This window comes from Streptomyces sp. NPDC047525, from assembly GCF_040643025.1.
Taxonomy (GTDB): domain Bacteria; phylum Actinomycetota; class Actinomycetes; order Streptomycetales; family Streptomycetaceae; genus Streptomyces; species Streptomyces durmitorensis.
In genome coordinates, this window is sequence record NZ_JBEYTL010000027.1 from 33,160 (window position 1) to 50,435 (window position 17,276).

General features: G+C 69.3%; 20 protein-coding genes and 3 tRNA genes. 16 read left to right on the forward strand and 7 right to left on the reverse strand.

Annotation, left to right across the window (positions count from 1 at the left end):
• Positions 1 to 201 precede the first annotated feature (201 nt).
• Positions 202 to 1,332 (forward strand): helix-turn-helix transcriptional regulator, encoded by a 1,131-nt coding sequence (locus ABZ833_RS42400; protein WP_266863226.1) that lies wholly within the window; start codon positions 202 to 204, stop codon positions 1,330 to 1,332.
• Here the strand turns inward: ABZ833_RS42400 and ABZ833_RS42405 are convergent.
• Entirely contained in the window at positions 1,316 to 2,104 is a 789-nt protein-coding gene (locus ABZ833_RS42405; RefSeq protein WP_266863224.1) for an NUDIX domain-containing protein, read from the reverse strand. The genes ABZ833_RS42400 and ABZ833_RS42405 overlap by 17 nt on opposite strands.
• A gap of 315 nt (positions 2,105 to 2,419) precedes the next feature.
• On the opposite strand from ABZ833_RS42405, the gene ABZ833_RS42410 reads away from it, so the two are divergent.
• Positions 2,420 to 2,656: a hypothetical protein gene (locus ABZ833_RS42410; protein WP_361058754.1), complete on the forward strand. Its 237-nt coding sequence runs from the start codon at positions 2,420 to 2,422 to the stop codon at positions 2,654 to 2,656.
• A gap of 58 nt (positions 2,657 to 2,714) precedes the next feature.
• Here ABZ833_RS42410 and ABZ833_RS42415 read toward each other — a convergent pair whose 3' ends face one another.
• The 3 genes from ABZ833_RS42415 to ABZ833_RS42425 all read right to left on the reverse strand — a co-directional run bounded on the left by ABZ833_RS42415 (position 2,715) and on the right by ABZ833_RS42425 (position 5,263).
• On the reverse strand, positions 2,715 to 3,125 hold the full coding sequence (locus ABZ833_RS42415) for a nuclear transport factor 2 family protein (RefSeq protein ID WP_361058756.1): 411 nt from the start codon (positions 3,123 to 3,125) through the stop codon (positions 2,715 to 2,717).
• Positions 3,126 to 3,179: 54 nt separating this feature from the next.
• Entirely contained in the window at positions 3,180 to 3,836 is a 657-nt protein-coding gene (locus tag ABZ833_RS42420) for an SDR family oxidoreductase (protein ID WP_361058758.1), read from the reverse strand.
• 122 nt (positions 3,837 to 3,958) lie between these two features.
• Positions 3,959 to 5,263: an amidohydrolase family protein gene (locus tag ABZ833_RS42425; RefSeq protein WP_361058760.1), complete on the reverse strand. Its 1,305-nt coding sequence runs from the start codon at positions 5,261 to 5,263 to the stop codon at positions 3,959 to 3,961.
• Between the two features lie 342 nt (positions 5,264 to 5,605).
• On the opposite strand from ABZ833_RS42425, the gene ABZ833_RS42430 reads away from it, so the two are divergent.
• The 8 genes from ABZ833_RS42430 to ABZ833_RS42465 all read left to right on the forward strand — a co-directional run bounded on the left by ABZ833_RS42430 (position 5,606) and on the right by ABZ833_RS42465 (position 10,402).
• Positions 5,606 to 5,678, forward strand: a tRNA-Thr gene (locus tag ABZ833_RS42430).
• 48 nt (positions 5,679 to 5,726) lie between these two features.
• Positions 5,727 to 5,799, forward strand: a tRNA-Met gene (locus ABZ833_RS42435).
• Positions 5,800 to 5,890: 91 nt separating this feature from the next.
• The gene (gene rpmG / locus ABZ833_RS42440; protein ID WP_004571794.1) at positions 5,891 to 6,055 is read left to right on the forward strand and encodes a 50S ribosomal protein L33; all 165 of its coding nucleotides are present in this window, start codon (positions 5,891 to 5,893) and stop codon (positions 6,053 to 6,055) included.
• 84 nt (positions 6,056 to 6,139) lie between these two features.
• Positions 6,140 to 6,604 carry a MaoC family dehydratase N-terminal domain-containing protein gene (locus tag ABZ833_RS42445; protein ID WP_249588352.1) on the forward strand — a complete coding sequence of 155 codons (465 nt, stop codon included), beginning with the start codon at positions 6,140 to 6,142 and terminating at the stop codon, positions 6,602 to 6,604.
• Positions 6,605 to 6,608: 4 nt separating this feature from the next.
• The gene (locus tag ABZ833_RS42450; protein ID WP_361058762.1) at positions 6,609 to 7,037 is read left to right on the forward strand and encodes a MaoC family dehydratase; all 429 of its coding nucleotides are present in this window, start codon (positions 6,609 to 6,611) and stop codon (positions 7,035 to 7,037) included.
• Between the two features lie 152 nt (positions 7,038 to 7,189).
• The gene (locus tag ABZ833_RS42455; protein WP_361058764.1) at positions 7,190 to 7,747 is read left to right on the forward strand and encodes a TetR/AcrR family transcriptional regulator; all 558 of its coding nucleotides are present in this window, start codon (positions 7,190 to 7,192) and stop codon (positions 7,745 to 7,747) included.
• Between the two features lie 76 nt (positions 7,748 to 7,823).
• Complete coding sequence (locus ABZ833_RS42460) at positions 7,824 to 9,269, forward strand: DHA2 family efflux MFS transporter permease subunit (protein WP_361058766.1); 1,446 nt, start codon at positions 7,824 to 7,826, stop codon at positions 9,267 to 9,269.
• Entirely contained in the window at positions 9,266 to 10,402 is a 1,137-nt protein-coding gene (locus ABZ833_RS42465; protein ID WP_361058816.1) for a UDP-N-acetylmuramate dehydrogenase, read from the forward strand. Before ABZ833_RS42460 ends, ABZ833_RS42465 begins: the two co-directional genes overlap by 4 nt.
• A 38-nt stretch (positions 10,403 to 10,440) precedes the next feature.
• Here ABZ833_RS42465 and ABZ833_RS42470 read toward each other — a convergent pair whose 3' ends face one another.
• Complete coding sequence (locus tag ABZ833_RS42470) at positions 10,441 to 11,073, reverse strand: NAD(P)H-binding protein (protein ID WP_361058768.1); 633 nt, start codon at positions 11,071 to 11,073, stop codon at positions 10,441 to 10,443.
• Positions 11,074 to 11,160: 87 nt separating this feature from the next.
• On the opposite strand from ABZ833_RS42470, the gene ABZ833_RS42475 reads away from it, so the two are divergent.
• Positions 11,161 to 11,760 carry a TetR/AcrR family transcriptional regulator gene (locus ABZ833_RS42475; protein WP_361058770.1) on the forward strand — a complete coding sequence of 200 codons (600 nt, stop codon included), beginning with the start codon at positions 11,161 to 11,163 and terminating at the stop codon, positions 11,758 to 11,760.
• On the opposite strand, the gene ABZ833_RS42480 is transcribed toward ABZ833_RS42475, so the two are convergent.
• On the reverse strand, positions 11,750 to 12,769 hold the full coding sequence (locus ABZ833_RS42480) for an adenosine deaminase (RefSeq protein WP_361058772.1): 1,020 nt from the start codon (positions 12,767 to 12,769) through the stop codon (positions 11,750 to 11,752). The genes ABZ833_RS42475 and ABZ833_RS42480 overlap by 11 nt on opposite strands.
• A 143-nt stretch (positions 12,770 to 12,912) precedes the next feature.
• A complete protein-coding gene (locus tag ABZ833_RS42485; RefSeq protein ID WP_361058774.1) occupies positions 12,913 to 14,139 on the reverse strand; it encodes a pyridoxal phosphate-dependent aminotransferase in 1,227 nt (408 codons plus the stop codon).
• Between the two features lie 191 nt (positions 14,140 to 14,330).
• On the opposite strand from ABZ833_RS42485, the gene ABZ833_RS42490 reads away from it, so the two are divergent.
• The 5 genes from ABZ833_RS42490 (at position 14,331) to rplA (ending at position 17,222) form a co-directional block, all read left to right on the forward strand.
• Positions 14,331 to 14,403: transfer RNA gene (locus ABZ833_RS42490), tRNA-Trp, on the forward strand.
• A 105-nt stretch (positions 14,404 to 14,508) separates the two neighbouring features.
• Positions 14,509 to 14,796 carry a preprotein translocase subunit SecE gene (gene secE / locus ABZ833_RS42495; protein ID WP_190084400.1) on the forward strand — a complete coding sequence of 96 codons (288 nt, stop codon included), beginning with the start codon at positions 14,509 to 14,511 and terminating at the stop codon, positions 14,794 to 14,796.
• A gap of 89 nt (positions 14,797 to 14,885) precedes the next feature.
• A complete protein-coding gene (nusG, locus tag ABZ833_RS42500) occupies positions 14,886 to 15,803 on the forward strand; it encodes a transcription termination/antitermination protein NusG (RefSeq protein ID WP_361058776.1) in 918 nt (305 codons plus the stop codon).
• A gap of 175 nt (positions 15,804 to 15,978) precedes the next feature.
• A complete protein-coding gene (rplK, locus tag ABZ833_RS42505) occupies positions 15,979 to 16,413 on the forward strand; it encodes a 50S ribosomal protein L11 (RefSeq protein WP_160506641.1) in 435 nt (144 codons plus the stop codon).
• An 86-nt stretch (positions 16,414 to 16,499) separates the two neighbouring features.
• On the forward strand, positions 16,500 to 17,222 hold the full coding sequence (rplA, locus tag ABZ833_RS42510) for a 50S ribosomal protein L1 (protein ID WP_249588342.1): 723 nt from the start codon (positions 16,500 to 16,502) through the stop codon (positions 17,220 to 17,222).
• Positions 17,223 to 17,276: the final 54 nt, after the last annotated feature.

Below are 17,276 nucleotides of genomic sequence, written 5' to 3' on the forward strand. Positions count from 1 at the left end.
GCATCTGGTGCGCACCAGAGTCAAGGGCTTGTGGAGAGTCGAGCCGCACTCGTCCTCTCCGGTGCATCTCTAGAAGACCGGCTGGGGTGGGTGGGTCGGTAGCCAACAGGACTTAACTCCCGTCCTGTTAACCCCTGTTGACCTGCGGTGATGTGAGGCATCCTGGGGAAGTCAGTGCATGGACTAACCGGACGGTGGCCTGTGAGCACAGGACTGCGGAGCGCGCGAACGGCACGGGGCTGGTCTCAGGAGCGACTGGTTCGCGAGATCGAGCAGTACGCCCGACGGCATGTCACCGATGTCGCTTCGACCGCGAGTTTGCGCGTCTACGTGTCGGAGTGGGAGAACGGGAAGCGCACCATCTCGGACCGCTACGCGGTGATCCTGCGGCAGCTCCTCGGCGCCACGGACGCGGAGTTGCGAGGTGGCCCTGTCGCGGCGGCTCCAGCAACTGCCGACGGATACGACGAACTGCTGAACCGGATCGATTCGGCCAGCAGCGTCAGTGAACCAATGGTGAAAGCGTTCAACGACCAGACCGAGTTACTGCGCACGATGGACCGGCAGATGGGCGCGGCTGGTCTCGTGGATCAGATGGCGGGGCATCTCTCGGCCCTTGAAGACGCACTGAACTTCACCGTGCTCCCCAGCGCGCGTCGGCCTGTCGCTCTCGCGCTTGCGGGGGCGTCGACCCTCGCGGCATGGCAGGCGATTGACTCCGGGGCGGTCCAACGCGCCTGGCGTCACTACGAACTCGCCAAGCGTGCGGCGCGAGACGCTGAGGCTCCGATGTACCTGGCTCACGCGATGGCAGAGCAGGCGTACGTACTCTGTGAGGCCGGTCGGCCGTCCCTCGCCGTTGAATTGGTCCGCGACGCGCAACGCACCCTCGCCGGAGACGGGTCTCCCCGCCTCCGGGCGTGGCTGTATGCGGCTGAAGCCGAGATGTGTGCCCATGCCGGAATGCCGGATGACTGCCGGCGTGCACTTGATGCAGCCGGGGCGACCATCCCTTCCGAATCCGGAGATCGAGACCCGGACATGCTGAGCATCTTCCTGAACGGCGCCCACCTCACCCGATGGCGCGGCAACGTCCTTGCCTTGCTCGGGGATGATGAGGCAGTGACCAGCCTGTACGGCGCCTTGGAGGCCGTGGACCCGACCTTTGTCCGCGCGCAAGGCGGCCTGCATACCGACCTCGCACAGGCCCACTTGGCGCGCGCTGAATACGACGATGCGAACACCCACCTGAGGCAGGCGCGGCTGTTGGCCAGCCGCACCGGCTCAGTACGCCAGCGTCGCCGCGTTGATCTCCTCAGCGCGCGGTTGTAGCTCCCTGTCGCCCGCGGCTTGCCAGAATGTGAAGCAGGGCAACGAGCGTGCCGGATCCCATCAGCTCACCACGAGCCATCAGCCCCGGAATGTCAGCGAGCGGCACCCACTCGATGTGCCCTGCCTCTTCCAGGTCCGTCGGCGGGCCGACCCGCTTCGCCTGGTGCCCCACGAAGATCTCGTGGGGGGAGTCGACCATGCCCACCATGGGTTGATAGCTGACGACGTGCTCCACCGACTTCGGTCGCCAACCGGTCTCTTCTTCGACTTCTCGGAGTGCCGTGGTCGCGGGGTCCTCTCCCTCGTCCACGATGCCGCCCGGCAGTTCCCAACCCCACTGCTGGGGAACAAAGCGGTACCGCCACAGCATCAGGACGCGGTCCTGGTCGTCCAGAACTGCGGTGATAGCCACGTGATGGAGTTTCACCACGTGATGCTCGAAACGCTTCAAGCCAGGAGGCTCTACGTCCCAAAGCTGGAGCTTGACCCAACGGTTGTCATAGAGGTCCCGTTCGCCGTGGATGCGCCACGGCTCCAGCCCTTCGGGAGTCTCGACACTCACCGAGCCGGGCACTCGGTACGAACTCCTGCCCCGAACCTCCAATGCGCCTTCCGACACAAGCCGGGCCAGCACTTGACGAAGCGCCGTCCGGCCGATGCTGAGTTCCTCCGAAAGCGTTCGCTCCGAGGGCATCTTGTCGCCGGGGGCGTACTCGCCAGACGCGAGCCGCGCACGAATCGTCTCGTAAACCTTGGCTGTCTTCGGCCCCATCCGCGGCGCACTCTCCATTCTGAGGTGGTGCGTACCAGCGTAACGGGGGAGGGTCGCTCTACCTTCGGCCGTATCTATGGGAAACCCCCTGAGGATTTCAAGATCAGGACGAGACGCGGACGGGATTCGACCACGAGTCGTCCACCGAACCCAAAGTGCCTGGTCAGGACTTTCGAGCACGAGTGACCTTGGGTGGACTGTAAATCTGCCGGCTCAGCCTTCCCAGGTTCGAATCCTGGCGCCGCCACACGAAGGAGACCCTCTCCGGTCTTGCGGAAACGCAAGCTGGAGGGGGTCTTTTCGTACGCTGAGGCCATGTCGTCCATGTCATCCATGCCTTCCTCATCGCGCCGCAGGAACTGCCCCGAGTGCCGCCGGGAAATCGCCGTCGTCGGTGGCCGGTTCGCCCGTCACGATCCGCCGGGGCAGCGCGGCAGCGGCGACCTCGTCTCCTGTCCGGGTTCGCGCAGGCAGGCCCTGCTGGGCGCCGCACAGCCCGCTCTGGACGGCTACACGGTCCCGGACTTCCCCGGCCAGCTCCCGCTGTTCTGAGGCGCTGTGACGGCCCTCCAGGGCGTCCTGGGGCATCTGTGGGGCATCTGTGGGGCGGCTACGGCTGCCGTACGTCCATCCGGCTCACCAGGCCGTCGTCGCGGAACGTGTAGACGTGCTCGACCGTCGTCGGTGCCCAGTGGTCGCCCGTCCCGTCCCGCAGCCCTGGCCGCACGGTCGCCACGACCCGCCGTCCGTCGTCGTCGAGCCGCAGCCGCTCCAGGTGCACCAGGGGGTGCATCACCGCGAACTGCCGTGCCCAGTAGGCGCGGACCGCCGGGATGCCGCGGGCGCGGGTGTTGTCCAGGAGGTTCGGCCAGTCCACGTCGGGTGCCAGGGAGCGGGGGATGAACGCGTCGCGCTCTTCGGTACTGAAGACGGCGTACATCCGCCGCAGGAGAGCTTCGTGCGCGGCGGGCACATCGGCGGCGGGCATGGTGTTCCTCACGTAGGCGGTGCCTACAGCCAAGCACCGCCCCCCGCGCGGGACATCCCTCAGGAGACCGACTTCGCCGTACGGACGTCAGTTCCCCGCAACGGACTTGACCGCCACGGACACCGGTGTGGACCCGCTGACCAGCTCCAGCGTCAGGCCCGCCGTCGCCGACGAGTCGACGAGCTCCGCGAGCACCGCGGCCACGTCGTCACGCGGGATCGGCCCGCGTCCGGTCGAGGCCTCCAGGCGCACGAGTCCGGTGCCCGCGTCGTCCGTCAGCATGCCGGGGCGCAGGATCGTCCAGTCCAGGGCCCTGCGGCCGCGTACGGATGCGTCGGCCTCGCCCTTGGCCCGCAGATAGGCGTCGAAGATCTCGTCGCCCTTGTGCGCGGGATCCGCGCCCATCGACGACACGACCACATAGCGCCGCACTCCGGCGCGCTCCGCGGCGTCCGCGAAGAGCACGGCGGCGTCGCGGTCCACGGTGTTCTTGCGGTCGGCCCCGCTGCCCGGCCCCGCGCCCGCGGCGAAGACGGCCGCGTCGGCGCCCTCCAGAAGCCCGGCGACCTCGTCGACGGACGCCGACTCCAGGTCGCACAGCGCGGCTTCGGCACCCGCGTCCCGCAGATCGGCTTCCTGCCCGCTTCTGCGGACGAGCCCGACGACCTCGTCACCCCGCGCGGCGAGCAACCGCTCGAGCCGCAGCGCGATCTGACCATGACCTCCAGCGATGACAATGCGCATGCCTCCGACCGTACGGCAGCCCCCGCAAGATCGCCCCGCGCACGCGGGGGCGCGTCAGGAACCGCCGCCCGCCCTCAAGCCCTTCTGCGAGCCCTTCTGCGATCCCCTTCTCAAGCCCGCCCTCACGACGGTTCCGCGCCCTTCGACCGCCCAGGGCCGCCAGGACCGCCCTTCTTCGAGCGGCCCTGCCGCGGCAGGTCGAGCGCCACGGCGGCAGCCGAGTCGCAGTACTCCCGCACCGCGCTCGTCCGTGCCACCACGCGCCCCCGGTGCACCACAATGCGGCTGTAGGCGAGCGAGAGAGCCCCCGCGAGATGGTCGCCGCGCACCGCGAGCAGCTCGGCGGGGAAGCCCGCCTCCACCCGCACCTGGGGAAGCCCCATCGCGGCCCGCGCCGCCGCGCTCACCGCTCCGTACGCGTCCTCGGGGCGCAGCCCGCACCGCGAGGCCAGCAGATAGGCGGCCTCCAGCGGATCCCCGCGCCCCACGGGGTTCGACACGTCCCGCATGGCCCCGCTGCCCGCGGCCACCCGCACCCCGGCCGCCCGCAGCAGCCGGACCGGCGCCACGGCGCCCCGTCGGTCCACGCTTCCGCACCCGCCCTGCGGCAGGCACACCACCGTCACTCCGGCCGCCGCCAGCTGTTCCGCGGTCCGCGCGGCCACGTCCGACGGCAGCCGCCCGAGCCCGCCGCACGGCCCGATCGTCACCCCCGGCCGCAGCCCGCCCGCCATCGCCGCGAGCCGCCCGAGCCGCGCCGGATCGCTGCCGTCGGTGTGCAGATCGACGGGGCAGCCGTGCTCGGCGGCGACCTCGAGCACCGCCTCCACGTACCCGGTCGGATCGGGGTCCAGGTCGGGGCAGCCGCCCACCACGGAGGCGCCCATCTTCACCGCGTCCCGCAGCATCGCGAGCCCGTCGGCGCCGGCCACTCCGGTCAGAAGCCGCGGCACGGCCACGGTCGTCAGGTCGACCAGGCCGCGCAGCGAACGCCGCGCCTGCAGCACCGCCTCCATCGACGTGAGCCCCGGGACGTCACCGATCCGCACGTGCGAGCGCAGCGCCGTCGCGCCGTGCCCGAGCTGGAGCAGGGCGGCCTCGGTGGTCCGGCGCTGGACGTCGGCGAGTTCGTACGAGACCGGGCCCTCCGCGTCGGCGGAGAGCGCCGTGTCGCTGTGCGCGTGCGGTTCGGCCGCGGCCGGCAGCAGGAGGTAGCCGCCGAGGTCCACGCGCGCGGCGTGCGCGGTCAGGCTGCCCGCCGTGCCGACCGCTTCGATGCGCCCGGAGCCGAGCCGCACGTCCACGGTCCTGCCGTCGGTCAGCCGGGCGCCGCTCAGGAGCAGCGCGGTGGCGTCGGCGTCATCACCTGAGGAGCCGGAAGAGCCTGAGGAGCCGGAGGAGTGGGGCTGCGGCTGACTGTCGGGCATCGCGCTCCTGAGGTTCGGGGGCGGCTGCGGGGCGTGGCGTCGTGCGGCACCGAGGTGTCCGGATCCAAGGCGTCCAAGATCACGCAGCGTGGGTCGAGCCTAGGGCGACGACCGGCCCTCTTCGAGGAGGAGCGAAATAGTCGTACCGGCGTGGTGCGGGGCTCCGGAGAAGCGTGCTGCCGGGCTCCGGACGGGCACGGCGGGAGGGGCCGAACCGGTGTGGCGCATGGCGTCGAAGTGACGTGGTGAGGCGCCCGTGACGCTTGCCGAGATGCCCCTGGACAGCCCCGGCGAAACGGATTTGGGCGATCGGCGACCAACCGTGTAATGTCTTCATCGCTCGCCCCAATAGCTCAGTCGGTAGAGCGTCTCCATGGTAAGGAGAAGGTCTACGGTTCGATTCCGTATTGGGGCTCTGATGTCGAGTGATCCTCGCCTTCGGGCGAGGGGATCCGGCATCTACAGCGGTGTAGCTCAGTCGGTAGAGCAAGCGGCTCATAATCGCTGTGTCACCGGTTCAAGTCCGGTCACCGCTACTCAATTGGTAGCCGATTGTGGGGTCGGACCTTCGATCGGCTACTCTTTTTTTGCGTTCATCCGTCCATCCGTCCGTCAAGGAGCACTCACGTGGCTGCCACAGACGTCCGCCCGAAGATCACGCTGGCCTGCGTGGAGTGCAAGGAGCGGAACTACATCACCAAGAAGAACCGGCGTAACGACCCGGACCGTCTTGAGATGAAGAAGCACTGCCCGCGCTGCAACGCGCACACTGCGCACCGCGAAACGCGCTAGATACAGGCTCGTACACGAGGCCGTCCCCGATTTCTGGGGGCGGCCTCGCGTCGTTTACCCATACCTGCAGGAGGTACCGAGTCCATGGCGCTCGACCAGTCCTTCGTGGGGCGGTCCTACCCGCCCACCGATCCCTATGAGGTCGGCCGGGAGAAGATCCGTGAGTTCGCCGAGGCGGTGGGCGACACCAACCCCGCGTACACGGACGCGGAGGCCGCCAAGGCGTTCGGGCACCCCGATGTGATCGCTCCGCCGACTTTTGTGTTCGCCATCTCGTTCAAGGCCGCCGGTCTGGTCATCGAGGACCCGCAGCTGGGGCTCGACTACAGCCGCGTCGTGCACGGCGACCAGAAGTTCGCGTACACCCGGCCGGTGCGTGCGGGGGACCGGCTCACGGTCACCTCGACCATCGAGGCCATCAAGTCGCTGGCGGGCAACGACATCCTGGACATCCGCGGCGAGGTCCACGACGAGGCGGGCGAGCACGTCGTCACCGCCTGGACCAAGCTCGTCGCGCGTGCGGCGGAGCCCGCGGCAGAGGGAGCGTGAGTCGATGACCGCCAAGATTTCGTACGACAGCGTCGAGGTCGGCACCGAGCTGACGGCCCAGAGTTTCCCTGTGACGCGCGCCACGCTGGTGCGGTACGCGGGCGCCTCCGGTGACTTCAACCCGATCCACTGGAACGAGAAGTTCGCGGTGGAGGTCGGCCTTCCCGACGTCATCGCGCACGGCATGTTCACCATGGCCGAGGCGATCCGTGTGGTGACGGACTGGGTCGGCGACCCGGCCGCCGTCGTCGAGTACGGCGTGCGCTTCACCAAGCCCGTCGTGGTCCCGAACGACGACAAGGGCGCGCTGATCGAGGTCAGCGCCAAGGTCGCCGTGAAGCTCGACGACAACCGGGTCCGGGTGGACCTGGTGGCGATGAGCGGGGGCCAGAAGGTCCTTGGCATGTCCCGCGCCGTGGTCCAGCTCGCCTGACCTTCGCACGCAGGAAGTCAGTAAGGGGCATCCGCCGTGGGCGGATGCCCCTTACTCGTGTACTCGTGCCCCTTCTTGTGCGCGCTGCGCGCTTGCCGCTCCTTCGCCGCGGGTCTCTTGACTGGGTAGTGATTGGCCACTAACTTTGCCGCATGGTCAGGATGAGCGCAGAGGAGCGGCGCGAGAGCGTCATCCGCGCGGCGATGATCGAGTTCGCCCGCGGTGGCTACAACGGCACGTCCACCGAGGTGATCGCCAAGCGGGTGGGCGTCTCGCAGCCGTATCTCTTCCGCCTCTTCCCGGGGAAGCGGGCGATCTTCCTCGCCGCGTCCGGGCGTTGCTGCCAGGAGGTCGCCGAGGTCTTCAGGAAGGCGTCCGAGGGGCTCGACGGGAATGAGGCCCTGGATGCGATGGGTGAGGCCTATCAGGCGCTCATCGCCGACGACCCCGACATGCTGCTCATGCAGATGCAGATGTACGTCGCCGTGGCCTCCGCCGAGGCGTCCGGTGACCGCGAGTTCGGTGAGGCGCTGCGGGCCGGCTGGATGGAGATGTACGACACGGTCCGCCTCGCGCTGGGGCCGGACGTCGGCGACACGGCGCAGTTCCTCGCCGACGGGATGCTGATCAACGTCCTGGTGTCGATGGGGTTCAAGTCCGATCACCGGGTGTGGGCCGGCTTCTACGACTCGTCTCAGCCCAAGAGCTGAAGTCGCGTGCGTCAGGGGGTGCGTCTTTTTGCGCCCATGAAAGTTAGTCATCAATAACTAACCACAGGGGAAAGCAATGTCACAACAGACAGCACGGCGCGGGGAAGCGGCCTGGGCCCTCGCCATCACCAGCGTCGCCGGATTCATGGCGGCCCTCGACAACCTCGTCGTCACCACCGCCCTGCCCGCGATCCGCGAGGACTTCGGGGGAGCGCTGCACGACCTCGAATGGACGGTGAGCGCCTACACCCTCACCTTCGCCGTGCTGCTGATGTTCGGCGCGGCCCTGGGCGACCGCTACGGGCGCCGCAAGCTCTTCATCGTCGGCCTCTCGATCTTCACCGGAGCCTCCGCCGCCGCGGCCCTCGCGCCCGGCATCGAGGCGCTGGTCGCCGCCCGCGCGGTCCAGGGCGTCGGCGCCGCGGTCATGATGCCGCTGACGCTGACCCTGCTGACGGCGGCCGTTCCGGTGGCCAAGCGCGGGATGGTGTACGGGATATGGGGCGCCGTCAACGGCCTCGCGGTGGCCAGCGGTCCGCTCATCGGCGGCAGCCTCACCGAACACGTGTCCTGGCAGTGGATCTTCTGGCTGAACGTCCCGCTCGGCCTCGTGGTGCTGCCGCTCGCCCGGCTGCGCCTCGCGGAGTCGTACGGCACGGGCGCACCGCTCGACGCCACCGGAACCGTGCTGGCCAGCGGCGGGCTCTTCGGCATCGTGTACGCGCTGATCCGCGGCAACATCGACGGCTGGACCAGTGCGACCGTCCTCACCGGTCTGATCGGCGGCGGCGTGCTCCTGGCGCTCTTCGTGCGCCACGGCATCCGCAGCGAGAACCCGATGCTGCCGATGCGGCTCTTCCGCAACCGCGCGTTCTCCGCGATCAACGCCGCGAGCTTGCTGATGTTCGTCGGGATGTTCGGCGCGATCTTCCTGCTCAGCCAGTTCCTGCAGACCGTCCTCGGCTACTCGCCCACGGAGGCGGGCCTGCGGATGCTCCCCTGGACCGGTATGCCGATGATCGTCTCTCCCGTCGCGGCCTATCTCGCCGACCGGTTCGGCGGCCGCCCCGTCGTCACCGCGGGCCTCGCGCTCCAGGCCGTCGGCCTCGGCTGGTACGCGGTCATCGTGGACCCCGGCGTGTCGTACGCCGCCCAGCTGCCCGCCCTGATCATCAGCGGCATCGGCATGGCGCTGTACTTCGCCCCCGCCGCGAACCTGGTGATGTCCAGCGTCCGCCCGTCCGAGCAGGGCATCGCGTCCGGCGCCAACAACGCCCTGCGGGAGGTCGGCGGCGCCCTCGGCATCGCGATCCTCGCCTCGGTCTTCTCCGCCCAGGGCGGCTACGGCCTTGCCCAGTACTTCGTGGACGGCCTCGCGCCCGCGCTGTGGGTCGGCGCCGCGCTGGTCGGCGTGGGCGCGGTGGCGGCAGCGCTGCTCCCGGGGCGGACCGGGGCCGGGGAGCAGGCCGGTGCCGTACCGGCAGCGGCCGGGACCGAGGCGCGTACCCACGCCGGCGTCTGAACCGGTTCCGCCCCTCTCACTCCCACGGTCCGTGGCCCCGCCCGAGCGGCGGGGCCACGGACCGTACCCTTGAGCACGTGCAGGAACTCCACGATGCCCCCCTCGCCCCGCTGACCACCTTCCGTCTCGGCGGTCCCGCGGCCCGTCTGATCACCGCGACGACCGACGCCGAGGTGATCGCCGCCGTCCGCGAAGCCGACGAATCCGGGACCCCGCTGCTGCTCATCGGCGGTGGTTCGAACCTCGTCATCGGAGACAAGGGCTTCGACGGCACCGCCCTGCGCATCGCCACGAAGGGCTTCGAACTCGACGGAACGAAGCTGGAGTTGGCCGCCGGTGAGGTGTGGACCGACGCGGTGGCCCGCGTCGTGGACGCCGGTCTCGCGGGCATCGAGTGCCTCGCCGGGATCCCCGGCTCCGCGGGCGCGACGCCGATCCAGAACGTGGGGGCGTACGGCCAGGAGGTCTCGTCGACCATCACCGAAGTGATCGCGTACGACAGGAAGACGCACGAGACGGTCTCCGTCACGAACGCCGAGTGCGACTTCTCGTACCGCCACAGCCGTTTCAAGGCCGACCCCGACCGCTTCGTGGTGCTGCGCGTCCGCTTCGAGCTCGAGGACGCCCAGGGGATGAGCGCCCCCCTCAAGTACCCGGAGACGGCCCGCACCCTCGGCGTGAGCGCGGGCGACCGGGTCCCGGCGGCCGTCGCCCGTGAGACCGTCCTGAAGCTGCGGGCGGGCAAGGGCATGGTGCTCGACCCCGAGGACCACGACAGCTGGTCGGCCGGGTCCTTCTTCACCAACCCGATCCTCACGGAGGACGAGTTCGCCGCGTTCCACGCGCGCGTGGTGGACCGTCTCGGCCCGGACGTGGCACCTCCCGCCTTCCCGACGGACGACGGCCGCGTGAAGACCTCCGCGGCCTGGCTCATCGACAAGGCGGGTTTCACCAAGGGCTACGGAGAGGGCCGGGCCCGCATCTCCACCAAGCACACCCTCGCGCTCACCAACCGCGGCGGCGCGACCACGGAGGACCTGCTGGCCCTCGCCCGTGAAGTCGTCGCCGGGGTGCGGGACGCCTTCGGGGTCACGCTGGTCAATGAGCCGGTGACGGTGGGCGTCACCCTCTAGTACGCGACTCTGGCCAGTACGCGACCTCTGGCAGGCGACTAGTAGGCGACGCCCACGCCCTGCTTCACCGTCGACAGGTCGTCGATCACCGACAGCATCGCGTGCGCCACATCGGCCCTCCCGATGAACCGGCCGCTGGCCGGCGTGCCCCCGACGACCTTGCGGTAGACGCCCGTCACCGGCTTGTCCTGCAGCCTCGGCGGGCGCACGGACGTCCAGTCCGTCGCGCTGCCCGCAAGGCCGGCCTCCATGGCCCGCAGGTCGTCGTACACGGGCTTCAGGATCTTGCTGACCAGGGCCACCGTGATCCGGTCGACCGCCGGCTGACGCTCGGCCGGAGGGCCGACCGGCGCCGCGCTCACCACCACCAGCCTGCGCACCCCCTCGGCCTCCATCGCGTGCACCACCGAGCGCGTGAGCGCGGCCGCGATCCCCGCGTCCGCCTTCTTGCGCGCACCGAGCCCCGACAGGACCGCGTCCCGTCCGGTCACCGCGGCGCGCAGGGACTCCGGGTCGGTCAGATCGGCCCGGACCACCTCCAAGGCCTCTCCCGTCGCGCCCAGCCGTGCGGGGTCGCGCACGACGGCCGTGACCTCGTGGCCCGCCGTGAGCGCCTGCCGGACGATCTCCCCGCCGACACCGCCGGTCGCACCGAACACTGTGAGCTTCATTGCGCACCCTCCCCAGGTGGGTAAGTATTCACTCACCCTTAGAGTGAGTATTCACTCACCCATTCGTCAAGGTTGGTTGGACAGCACATGCAGCAGAAGCCCACCCGGGCCCGCATCCTCGACGCGGCCCACGACCTCATGCGCACCATCGGCCTCGCCCGTGCCACCACCAAGGAGATCGCCAAGGCGGCGGGCTGCTCCGAAGCGGCGCTCTACAAGCACTTCGCGAGCAAGGAGGAGCTGTTCGTGGCCGTCCTCCAGGAGCGGCTGCCGCGCCTCGGCCCGCTCCTGCGCCGCCTCGCCGAGGACCCGGGGGAGCGCTCCGTGGAGGAGAACCTCGCCGAGATCGCCCGCCTGGCCAGCCACTTCTACGCCCAGAGCTTCCCGATCGCCGCGTCCCTGTACGCCGAGACCAAGCTCAAGCGCCGCCACGAAGACTCCATGCAGGAGATGGGCACGGGCCCGCACATGCCCATCGAGGCCCTCGACGCCTACCTCCGCACCGAACGCGACGCCGGCCGCATCGCCCCCGGAGCCGACACCTTCGCGGCCGCCTCGCTCCTCCTGGGCGCCTGTGCGCAGCGCGCCTTCGCCTACGACTCCAAGGTCGGCAAGCAGCCCCCGCAGCCCGTCGAGGAGTTCGCCGCGGCCCTCGCCCGCACCCTCCTCGCGGGCATCAGCCGCTGAGCCACTCCTCGATCCCCGACAGCAGCTTCGCCTGTATGTCGACCGGGGCGGCCGAGCCGCGCACCGACTGCCGGGCCAGCTCGGCCAGGTCGCCGTCGTCGAAGGCGTGGTGCTTGCGCGCGATCTCGTACTGCGCGGCGAGCCGTGACCCGAAGAGCAGCGGGTCGTCGGCCCCCAGAGCCATCGGCACCCCGGCGTCGTACAAGGTGCGCAGCGGCACGTCCTCGGGCTTCTCGTAGACGCCCAGCGCCACGTTGGACGCCGGGCACACCTCGCAGGTCACGCCCCGCTCGGCGAGCCGCTTCAGGAGCCGGGGGTCCTCGGCCGCCCGCACCCCGTGCCCGATCCGCCCCGCGTGCAGGTCGTCGAGGCAGTCCCGCACCGAAGCGGGCCCGCTGAGCTCGCCGCCGTGCGGGGCCGCGAGCAGGCCGCCGTCCCGCGCGATCGCGAAGGCCCGGTCGAAGTCCCGTGCGAAGCCCCGGCGTTCGTCGTTGGAGAGCCCGAAGCCGACGATGCCGCGATCGGCGTAGCGCACGGCGAGCCGGGCCAGCGTGCGGGCGTCCAGAGGGTGCTTCATGCGGTTCGCGGCGACGAGCACGCGCATTCCGAGGCCGGTGTCCCGCGAGGCGCTCTCGACGGCGTCCAGGATGATTTCCAGGGCCGGGATGAGCCCGCCGAGCCGCGGTGCGTACGACGTCGGGTCGACCTGGATCTCCAGCCACCCCGACCCGTCCCGCAGATCCTCCTCGGCGGCCTCCCGCACCAGGCGCTGGATGTCCTCCGGCTCCCGCAGGCAGGACCGCGCCATGTCGTAGAGCCGCTGGAAGCGGAACCACCCGCGCTCATCGGTCGCCCGCAGCTGCGGAGGCTCGCCGCCGGTCAGAGCCGGGGGCAGCCGCACCCCGTACTTGTCGGCGAGTTCCAGCAGGGTCGTGGGCCGCATCGACCCGGTGAAGTGCAGATGCAGATGGGCCTTCGGCAGCTCTCTTACGTCCCGTACACGCTCCATTCAAGGATCTTGCCGCACGTACATGGCCTCCCGGTAGCCACTTTCCCCTTCGTGCACATCCCCGAACGAAGAAACGGGCCGCCTCCCCGGAGAAGGGAGACGGCCCGCACGCGCGCGTGGAGCGCGGAAACTCGCTCGAGACGTCAGTCCCGGGCCTCGGCCAGGAGCTTCTGGAGCCGCGAGACGCCCTCGACGAGGTCCTCGTCACCCAGGGCGTACGAAAGACGCAGGTAACCCGGCGTCCCGAAGGCCTCGCCCGGAACGACCGCGACCTCGGCCTCCTCCAGGATCAGCGCGGCGAGCTCCACGGAGTCCTGCGGGCGCTTGCCGCGGATCTCCTTGCCGATCAGGCCCTTCACCGACGGGTACGCGTAGAAGGCGCCCTCCGGCTCGGGGCAGAGCACGCCGTCGATGTCGTTCAGCATCCGCACGATGGTCTTGCGGCGCCGGTCGAAGGCCTCGCGCATCTTGTCGACGGCGGTCAGGTCGCCGGACACGGCCGCGATGGCCGCGACCTGCGCGACGTTGGAGACGTTCGACGTGGCGTGCGACTGGAGGTTCGTCGCGGCCTTCACCACGTCCCTGGGGCCCACGATCCACCCCACGCGCCAGCCGGTCATCGCGTACGTCTTGGCCACGCCGTTGACCACGATGCACTTGTCGCGCAGCTCGGGCAGGATTGCGGGGAGCGAGGTGAACTTCGCGTCTCCGTAGACGAGGTGTTCGTAGATCTCGTCCGTCAGCACCCACAGGCCGTGCTCGACGGCCCAGCGGCCGATTGCCTCGGCGTCGGCCTCGCTGTAGACGGCACCCGTCGGGTTGGACGGCGACACGAAGAGGACGACCTTCGTGCGCTCCGTGCGCGCGGCCTCCAGCTGCTCCACCGAGACGCGGTAGCCCGTGGTCTCGTCGGCGACAACCTCGACCGGCACGCCGCCCGCGAGACGGATCGACTCCGGGTACGTCGTCCAGTAGGGAGCCGGGACGATGACCTCGTCGCCCGGGTCGAGGATCGCGGCGAACGCCTGGTAGATCGCCTGCTTGCCGCCGTTGGTCACCAGGACCTGCGAGGCGTCGACCTCGTAGCCCGAGTCGCGCAGCGTCTTCGCGGCGATCGCGGCCTTGAGCTCGGGGAGCCCGCCGGCCGGGGTGTAGCGGTGGTACTTCGGGTTCCTGCAGGCCTCGATGGCGGCTTCGACGATGTAGTCGGGCGTCGGGAAGTCGGGCTCACCCGCGCCGAAACCGATCACCGGCCGCCCGGCGGCCTTGAGGGCCTTCGCCTTGGCGTCGACGGCGAGGGTCGCGGACTCGGAGATCGCGCCGATGCGGGCGGAGACCCGGCGCTCGGTGGGAGAAGTGGAAGCGCTCATCGCCCCATCGTTCCAGACCCGAAACGCCCCCGGCACAGGGGTTTCGGTGTTTGCCGGGCACCGCCGGAGCCGATTCTGTTCGACGGAGGGCCGCGAAGCACGTACACTCACTGCTCGTTGGCCCTCACCGGCCGCACCCTCTCATCGCACTCTGTGCACCCGGGCGGATGCGGTAGGTTGGGGGAAATCAAAGGGTCGTAGCTCAATTGGTAGAGCACTGGTCTCCAAAACCAGCGGTTGGGGGTTCAAGTCCCTCCGGCCCTGCTACACACTCCTCTCGGATGTGTGCGCATGTACGTACTGCATTGCACCGCCGTGCGGCTCATACCGGGCGCGGCACGGCCACGACCCGGAATCAGGTGAGGACGAGTGACGGACGCCGTGGGCTCCATCGACATGCCTGATGCCCAGGACGAGGCGCCGGAGTCCAAGAAGAAGGCCCGCAAGGGCGGCAAGCGCGGCAAGAAGGGCCCCTTCGGCCGTCTCGCGCTCTTCTACCGCCAGATCGTCGCGGAACTCCGCAAGGTCGTCTGGCCGACTCGCAGTCAGCTCACGACGTACACCACCGTGGTGATTGTCTTCGTCGTCATCATGATCGGCCTTGTGACCGTGATTGACTATGGGTTCAACCAGGCCGTCAAGTACGTCTTCGGCTGAGCCGATGGCTGAGCCGAGAGCGAAGGGCGCCGTACCCGGCGCCCGTTTCGCGCGTTCCACCCCTCTGTATCCAGGAAGAAGCAGCCACCGTGTCTGACCCGAACCTGAACGACGCCATCGAGTCGGCGGAGTCCGTGGAGGACCAGCTCGACATCGTCGAGGCGTCGGACGCCGAGGACCCGGACCAGGCCGAGGCTGCCGACGCCGTCGCCGGTGAGCCCGCCGAAGAGGCCGCTCTGCACGTCGAGGGCGAGGCCGAGGCTGTCGTCGAGTCCGACGAGGATGCCGAAGCCGTCGCCGACGCGGAGTCCGACGAGGACGCCGAGGCTGAGGCCGTCGAGTCCGACGAGGCCGCTGAGTCCGCCGAGGACGAGGAGGAGGCCGAGCCGGTCGACCCGATCGTGGCGCTGCGCGAAGAGCTCCGCACCCTCCCCGGCGAGTGGTACGTCATCCACACGTACGCCGGTTACGAGAACCGCGTGAAGACCAACCTCGAGCAGCGTGCCGTCTCGCTGAACGTCGAGGACTTCATCTTCCAGGCCGAGGTGCCGCAGGAAGAGGTCGCGCAGATCAAGAACGGCGAGCGCAAGACGGTCCGTCAGAACAAGCTCCCCGGATACGTCCTGGTGCGCATGGACCTGACGAACGAGTCCTGGGGCGTCGTCCGCAACACCCCCGGCGTCACCGGCTTCGTGGGCAACGCCTACGACCCGTACCCGCTGACCCTGGACGAGATCGTCAAGATGCTCGCCCCCGAGGCCGAGGAGAAGGCAGCCCGCGAGGCCGCCGAGGCCGAGGGCAAGCCGGCTCCGTCCCGCAAGGTCGAGGTCCAGGTCCTGGACTTCGAGGTGGGCGACTCGGTCACCGTCACCGACGGCCCGTTCGCGACGCTGCAGGCGACGATCAACGAGATCAACGCAGACTCGAAGAAGGTCAAGGGTCTCGTCGAGATCTTCGGCCGCGAGACCCCGGTCGAGCTCAGCTTCGACCAGATCCAGAAGAACTAGCCTCCGCGGCTTCCTCTGGAACATACGCCTCCGACCAGGTCAGACGGGCTCTCAAAGCCTGTCTGACCTGCTCGGTTTTTGGCCGCGCGACTATACCCGTTATCGTGGTGCGGTATGCCTCCATCCGGATGACTGGATGGTGGCTGGAAACTCTCACTAGGACCCGGAGAGAGCAATGCCTCCCAAGAAGAAGAAGGTCACGGGGCTTATCAAGCTCCAGATCCAGGCCGGCGCAGCCAACCCGGCCCCGCCGGTCGGCCCCGCGCTGGGCCAGCACGGCGTCAACATCATGGAGTTCTGCAAGGCCTACAACGCCGCGACCGAGTCGCAGCGTGGCTGGGTCATCCCGGTGGAGATCACGGTCTACGAAGACCGCTCCTTCACCTTCGTGACCAAGACTCCGCCGGCCGCCAAGATGATCCTCAAGGCCGCGGGTGTCGAGAAGGGCTCCGGCGAGCCGCACAAGACCAAGGTCGCCAAGATTACCGAGGCGCAGGTCCGCGAGATCGCCACCACCAAGATGGAAGACCTCAACGCCAACGACCTGGACGCCGCGTCGAAGATCATCGCCGGCACCGCCCGTTCCATGGGCATCACGGTCGAGGGCTAAGAGCTTTCCCCGTCTGACCTTTCTCAGTGGTAGGGCCAAGCGCTGGTCCGCACCACGACTCCACACCTGAAACCACAGGAGCAGAAGTGAAGCGCAGCAAGACTCTCCGCGCTGCGGACGCCAAGATCGACCGGGACAAGCTCTACGCCCCGCTCGAGGCCGTCCGTCTCGCCAAGGAGACCTCCTCGACCAAGTTCGACGGCACCGTCGAGGTCGCCTTCCGCCTGGGTGTCGACCCGCGCAAGGCCGACCAGATGGTCCGTGGCACCGTGAACCTCCCGCACGGCACCGGCAAGACCGCCCGGGTCCTGGTCTTCGCGACCGGTGACCGTGCTGCGGCCGCGGAAGCCGCTGGGGCCGACATCGTCGGCGCCGACGAGCTGATCGACGAGGTCGCGAAGGGCCGCCTGGACTTCGACGCCGTCGTCGCCACCCCGGACCTCATGGGCAAGGTCGGCCGCCTCGGCCGCGTGCTCGGTCCGCGTGGTCTGATGCCGAACCCGAAGACCGGCACCGTGACCCCCGATGTCGTGAAGGCTGTCAACGACATCAAGGGCGGCAAGATCGAGTTCCGCGTCGACAAGCACTCGAACCTGCACTTCATCATCGGCAAGGTGTCCTTCGACGACACCAAGCTGGTGGAGAACTACGCCGCCGCGCTGGACGAGATCCTTCGTCTGAAGCCGTCGGCCGCCAAGGGTCGCTACATCAAGAAGGCCGCGCTGGCCACCACGATGGGCCCCGGCATTCCGCTGGACAGCAACCGCACCCGCAACCTCCTCGTCGAGGAGGACCCGGCCGCCGTCTGAATCTGACGGCAGTCGCGTCGCGTACGCGTTTGTGATGACGGGCCCCGCAACCTT

Coding starts and splice junctions, on each gene's coding strand:
- ABZ833_RS42450 (WP_361058762.1), top strand. CDS start 6,609: ATGACCGCCAAGATTTCGTACGACAGCGTCGAGGTCGGCACCGAGCTG.
- ABZ833_RS42405 (WP_266863224.1), bottom strand. CDS start 2,104: ATGGGGCCGAAGACAGCCAAGGTTTACGAGACGATTCGTGCGCGGCTC.
- ABZ833_RS42470 (WP_361058768.1), bottom strand. CDS start 11,073: ATGAAGCTCACAGTGTTCGGTGCGACCGGCGGTGTCGGCGGGGAGATC.
- ABZ833_RS42485 (WP_361058774.1), bottom strand. CDS start 14,139: ATGAGCGCTTCCACTTCTCCCACCGAGCGCCGGGTCTCCGCCCGCATC.
- ABZ833_RS42475 (WP_361058770.1), top strand. CDS start 11,161: ATGCAGCAGAAGCCCACCCGGGCCCGCATCCTCGACGCGGCCCACGAC.
- ABZ833_RS42425 (WP_361058760.1), bottom strand. CDS start 5,263: ATGCCCGACAGTCAGCCGCAGCCCCACTCCTCCGGCTCCTCAGGCTCT.
- ABZ833_RS42410 (WP_361058754.1), top strand. CDS start 2,420: ATGTCGTCCATGTCATCCATGCCTTCCTCATCGCGCCGCAGGAACTGC.
- ABZ833_RS42420 (WP_361058758.1), bottom strand. CDS start 3,836: ATGCGCATTGTCATCGCTGGAGGTCATGGTCAGATCGCGCTGCGGCTC.
- rplK (WP_160506641.1), top strand. CDS start 15,979: ATGCCTCCCAAGAAGAAGAAGGTCACGGGGCTTATCAAGCTCCAGATC.
- ABZ833_RS42460 (WP_361058766.1), top strand. CDS start 7,824: ATGTCACAACAGACAGCACGGCGCGGGGAAGCGGCCTGGGCCCTCGCC.
- ABZ833_RS42455 (WP_361058764.1), top strand. CDS start 7,190: ATGGTCAGGATGAGCGCAGAGGAGCGGCGCGAGAGCGTCATCCGCGCG.
- ABZ833_RS42445 (WP_249588352.1), top strand. CDS start 6,140: ATGGCGCTCGACCAGTCCTTCGTGGGGCGGTCCTACCCGCCCACCGAT.
- ABZ833_RS42480 (WP_361058772.1), bottom strand. CDS start 12,769: ATGGAGCGTGTACGGGACGTAAGAGAGCTGCCGAAGGCCCATCTGCAT.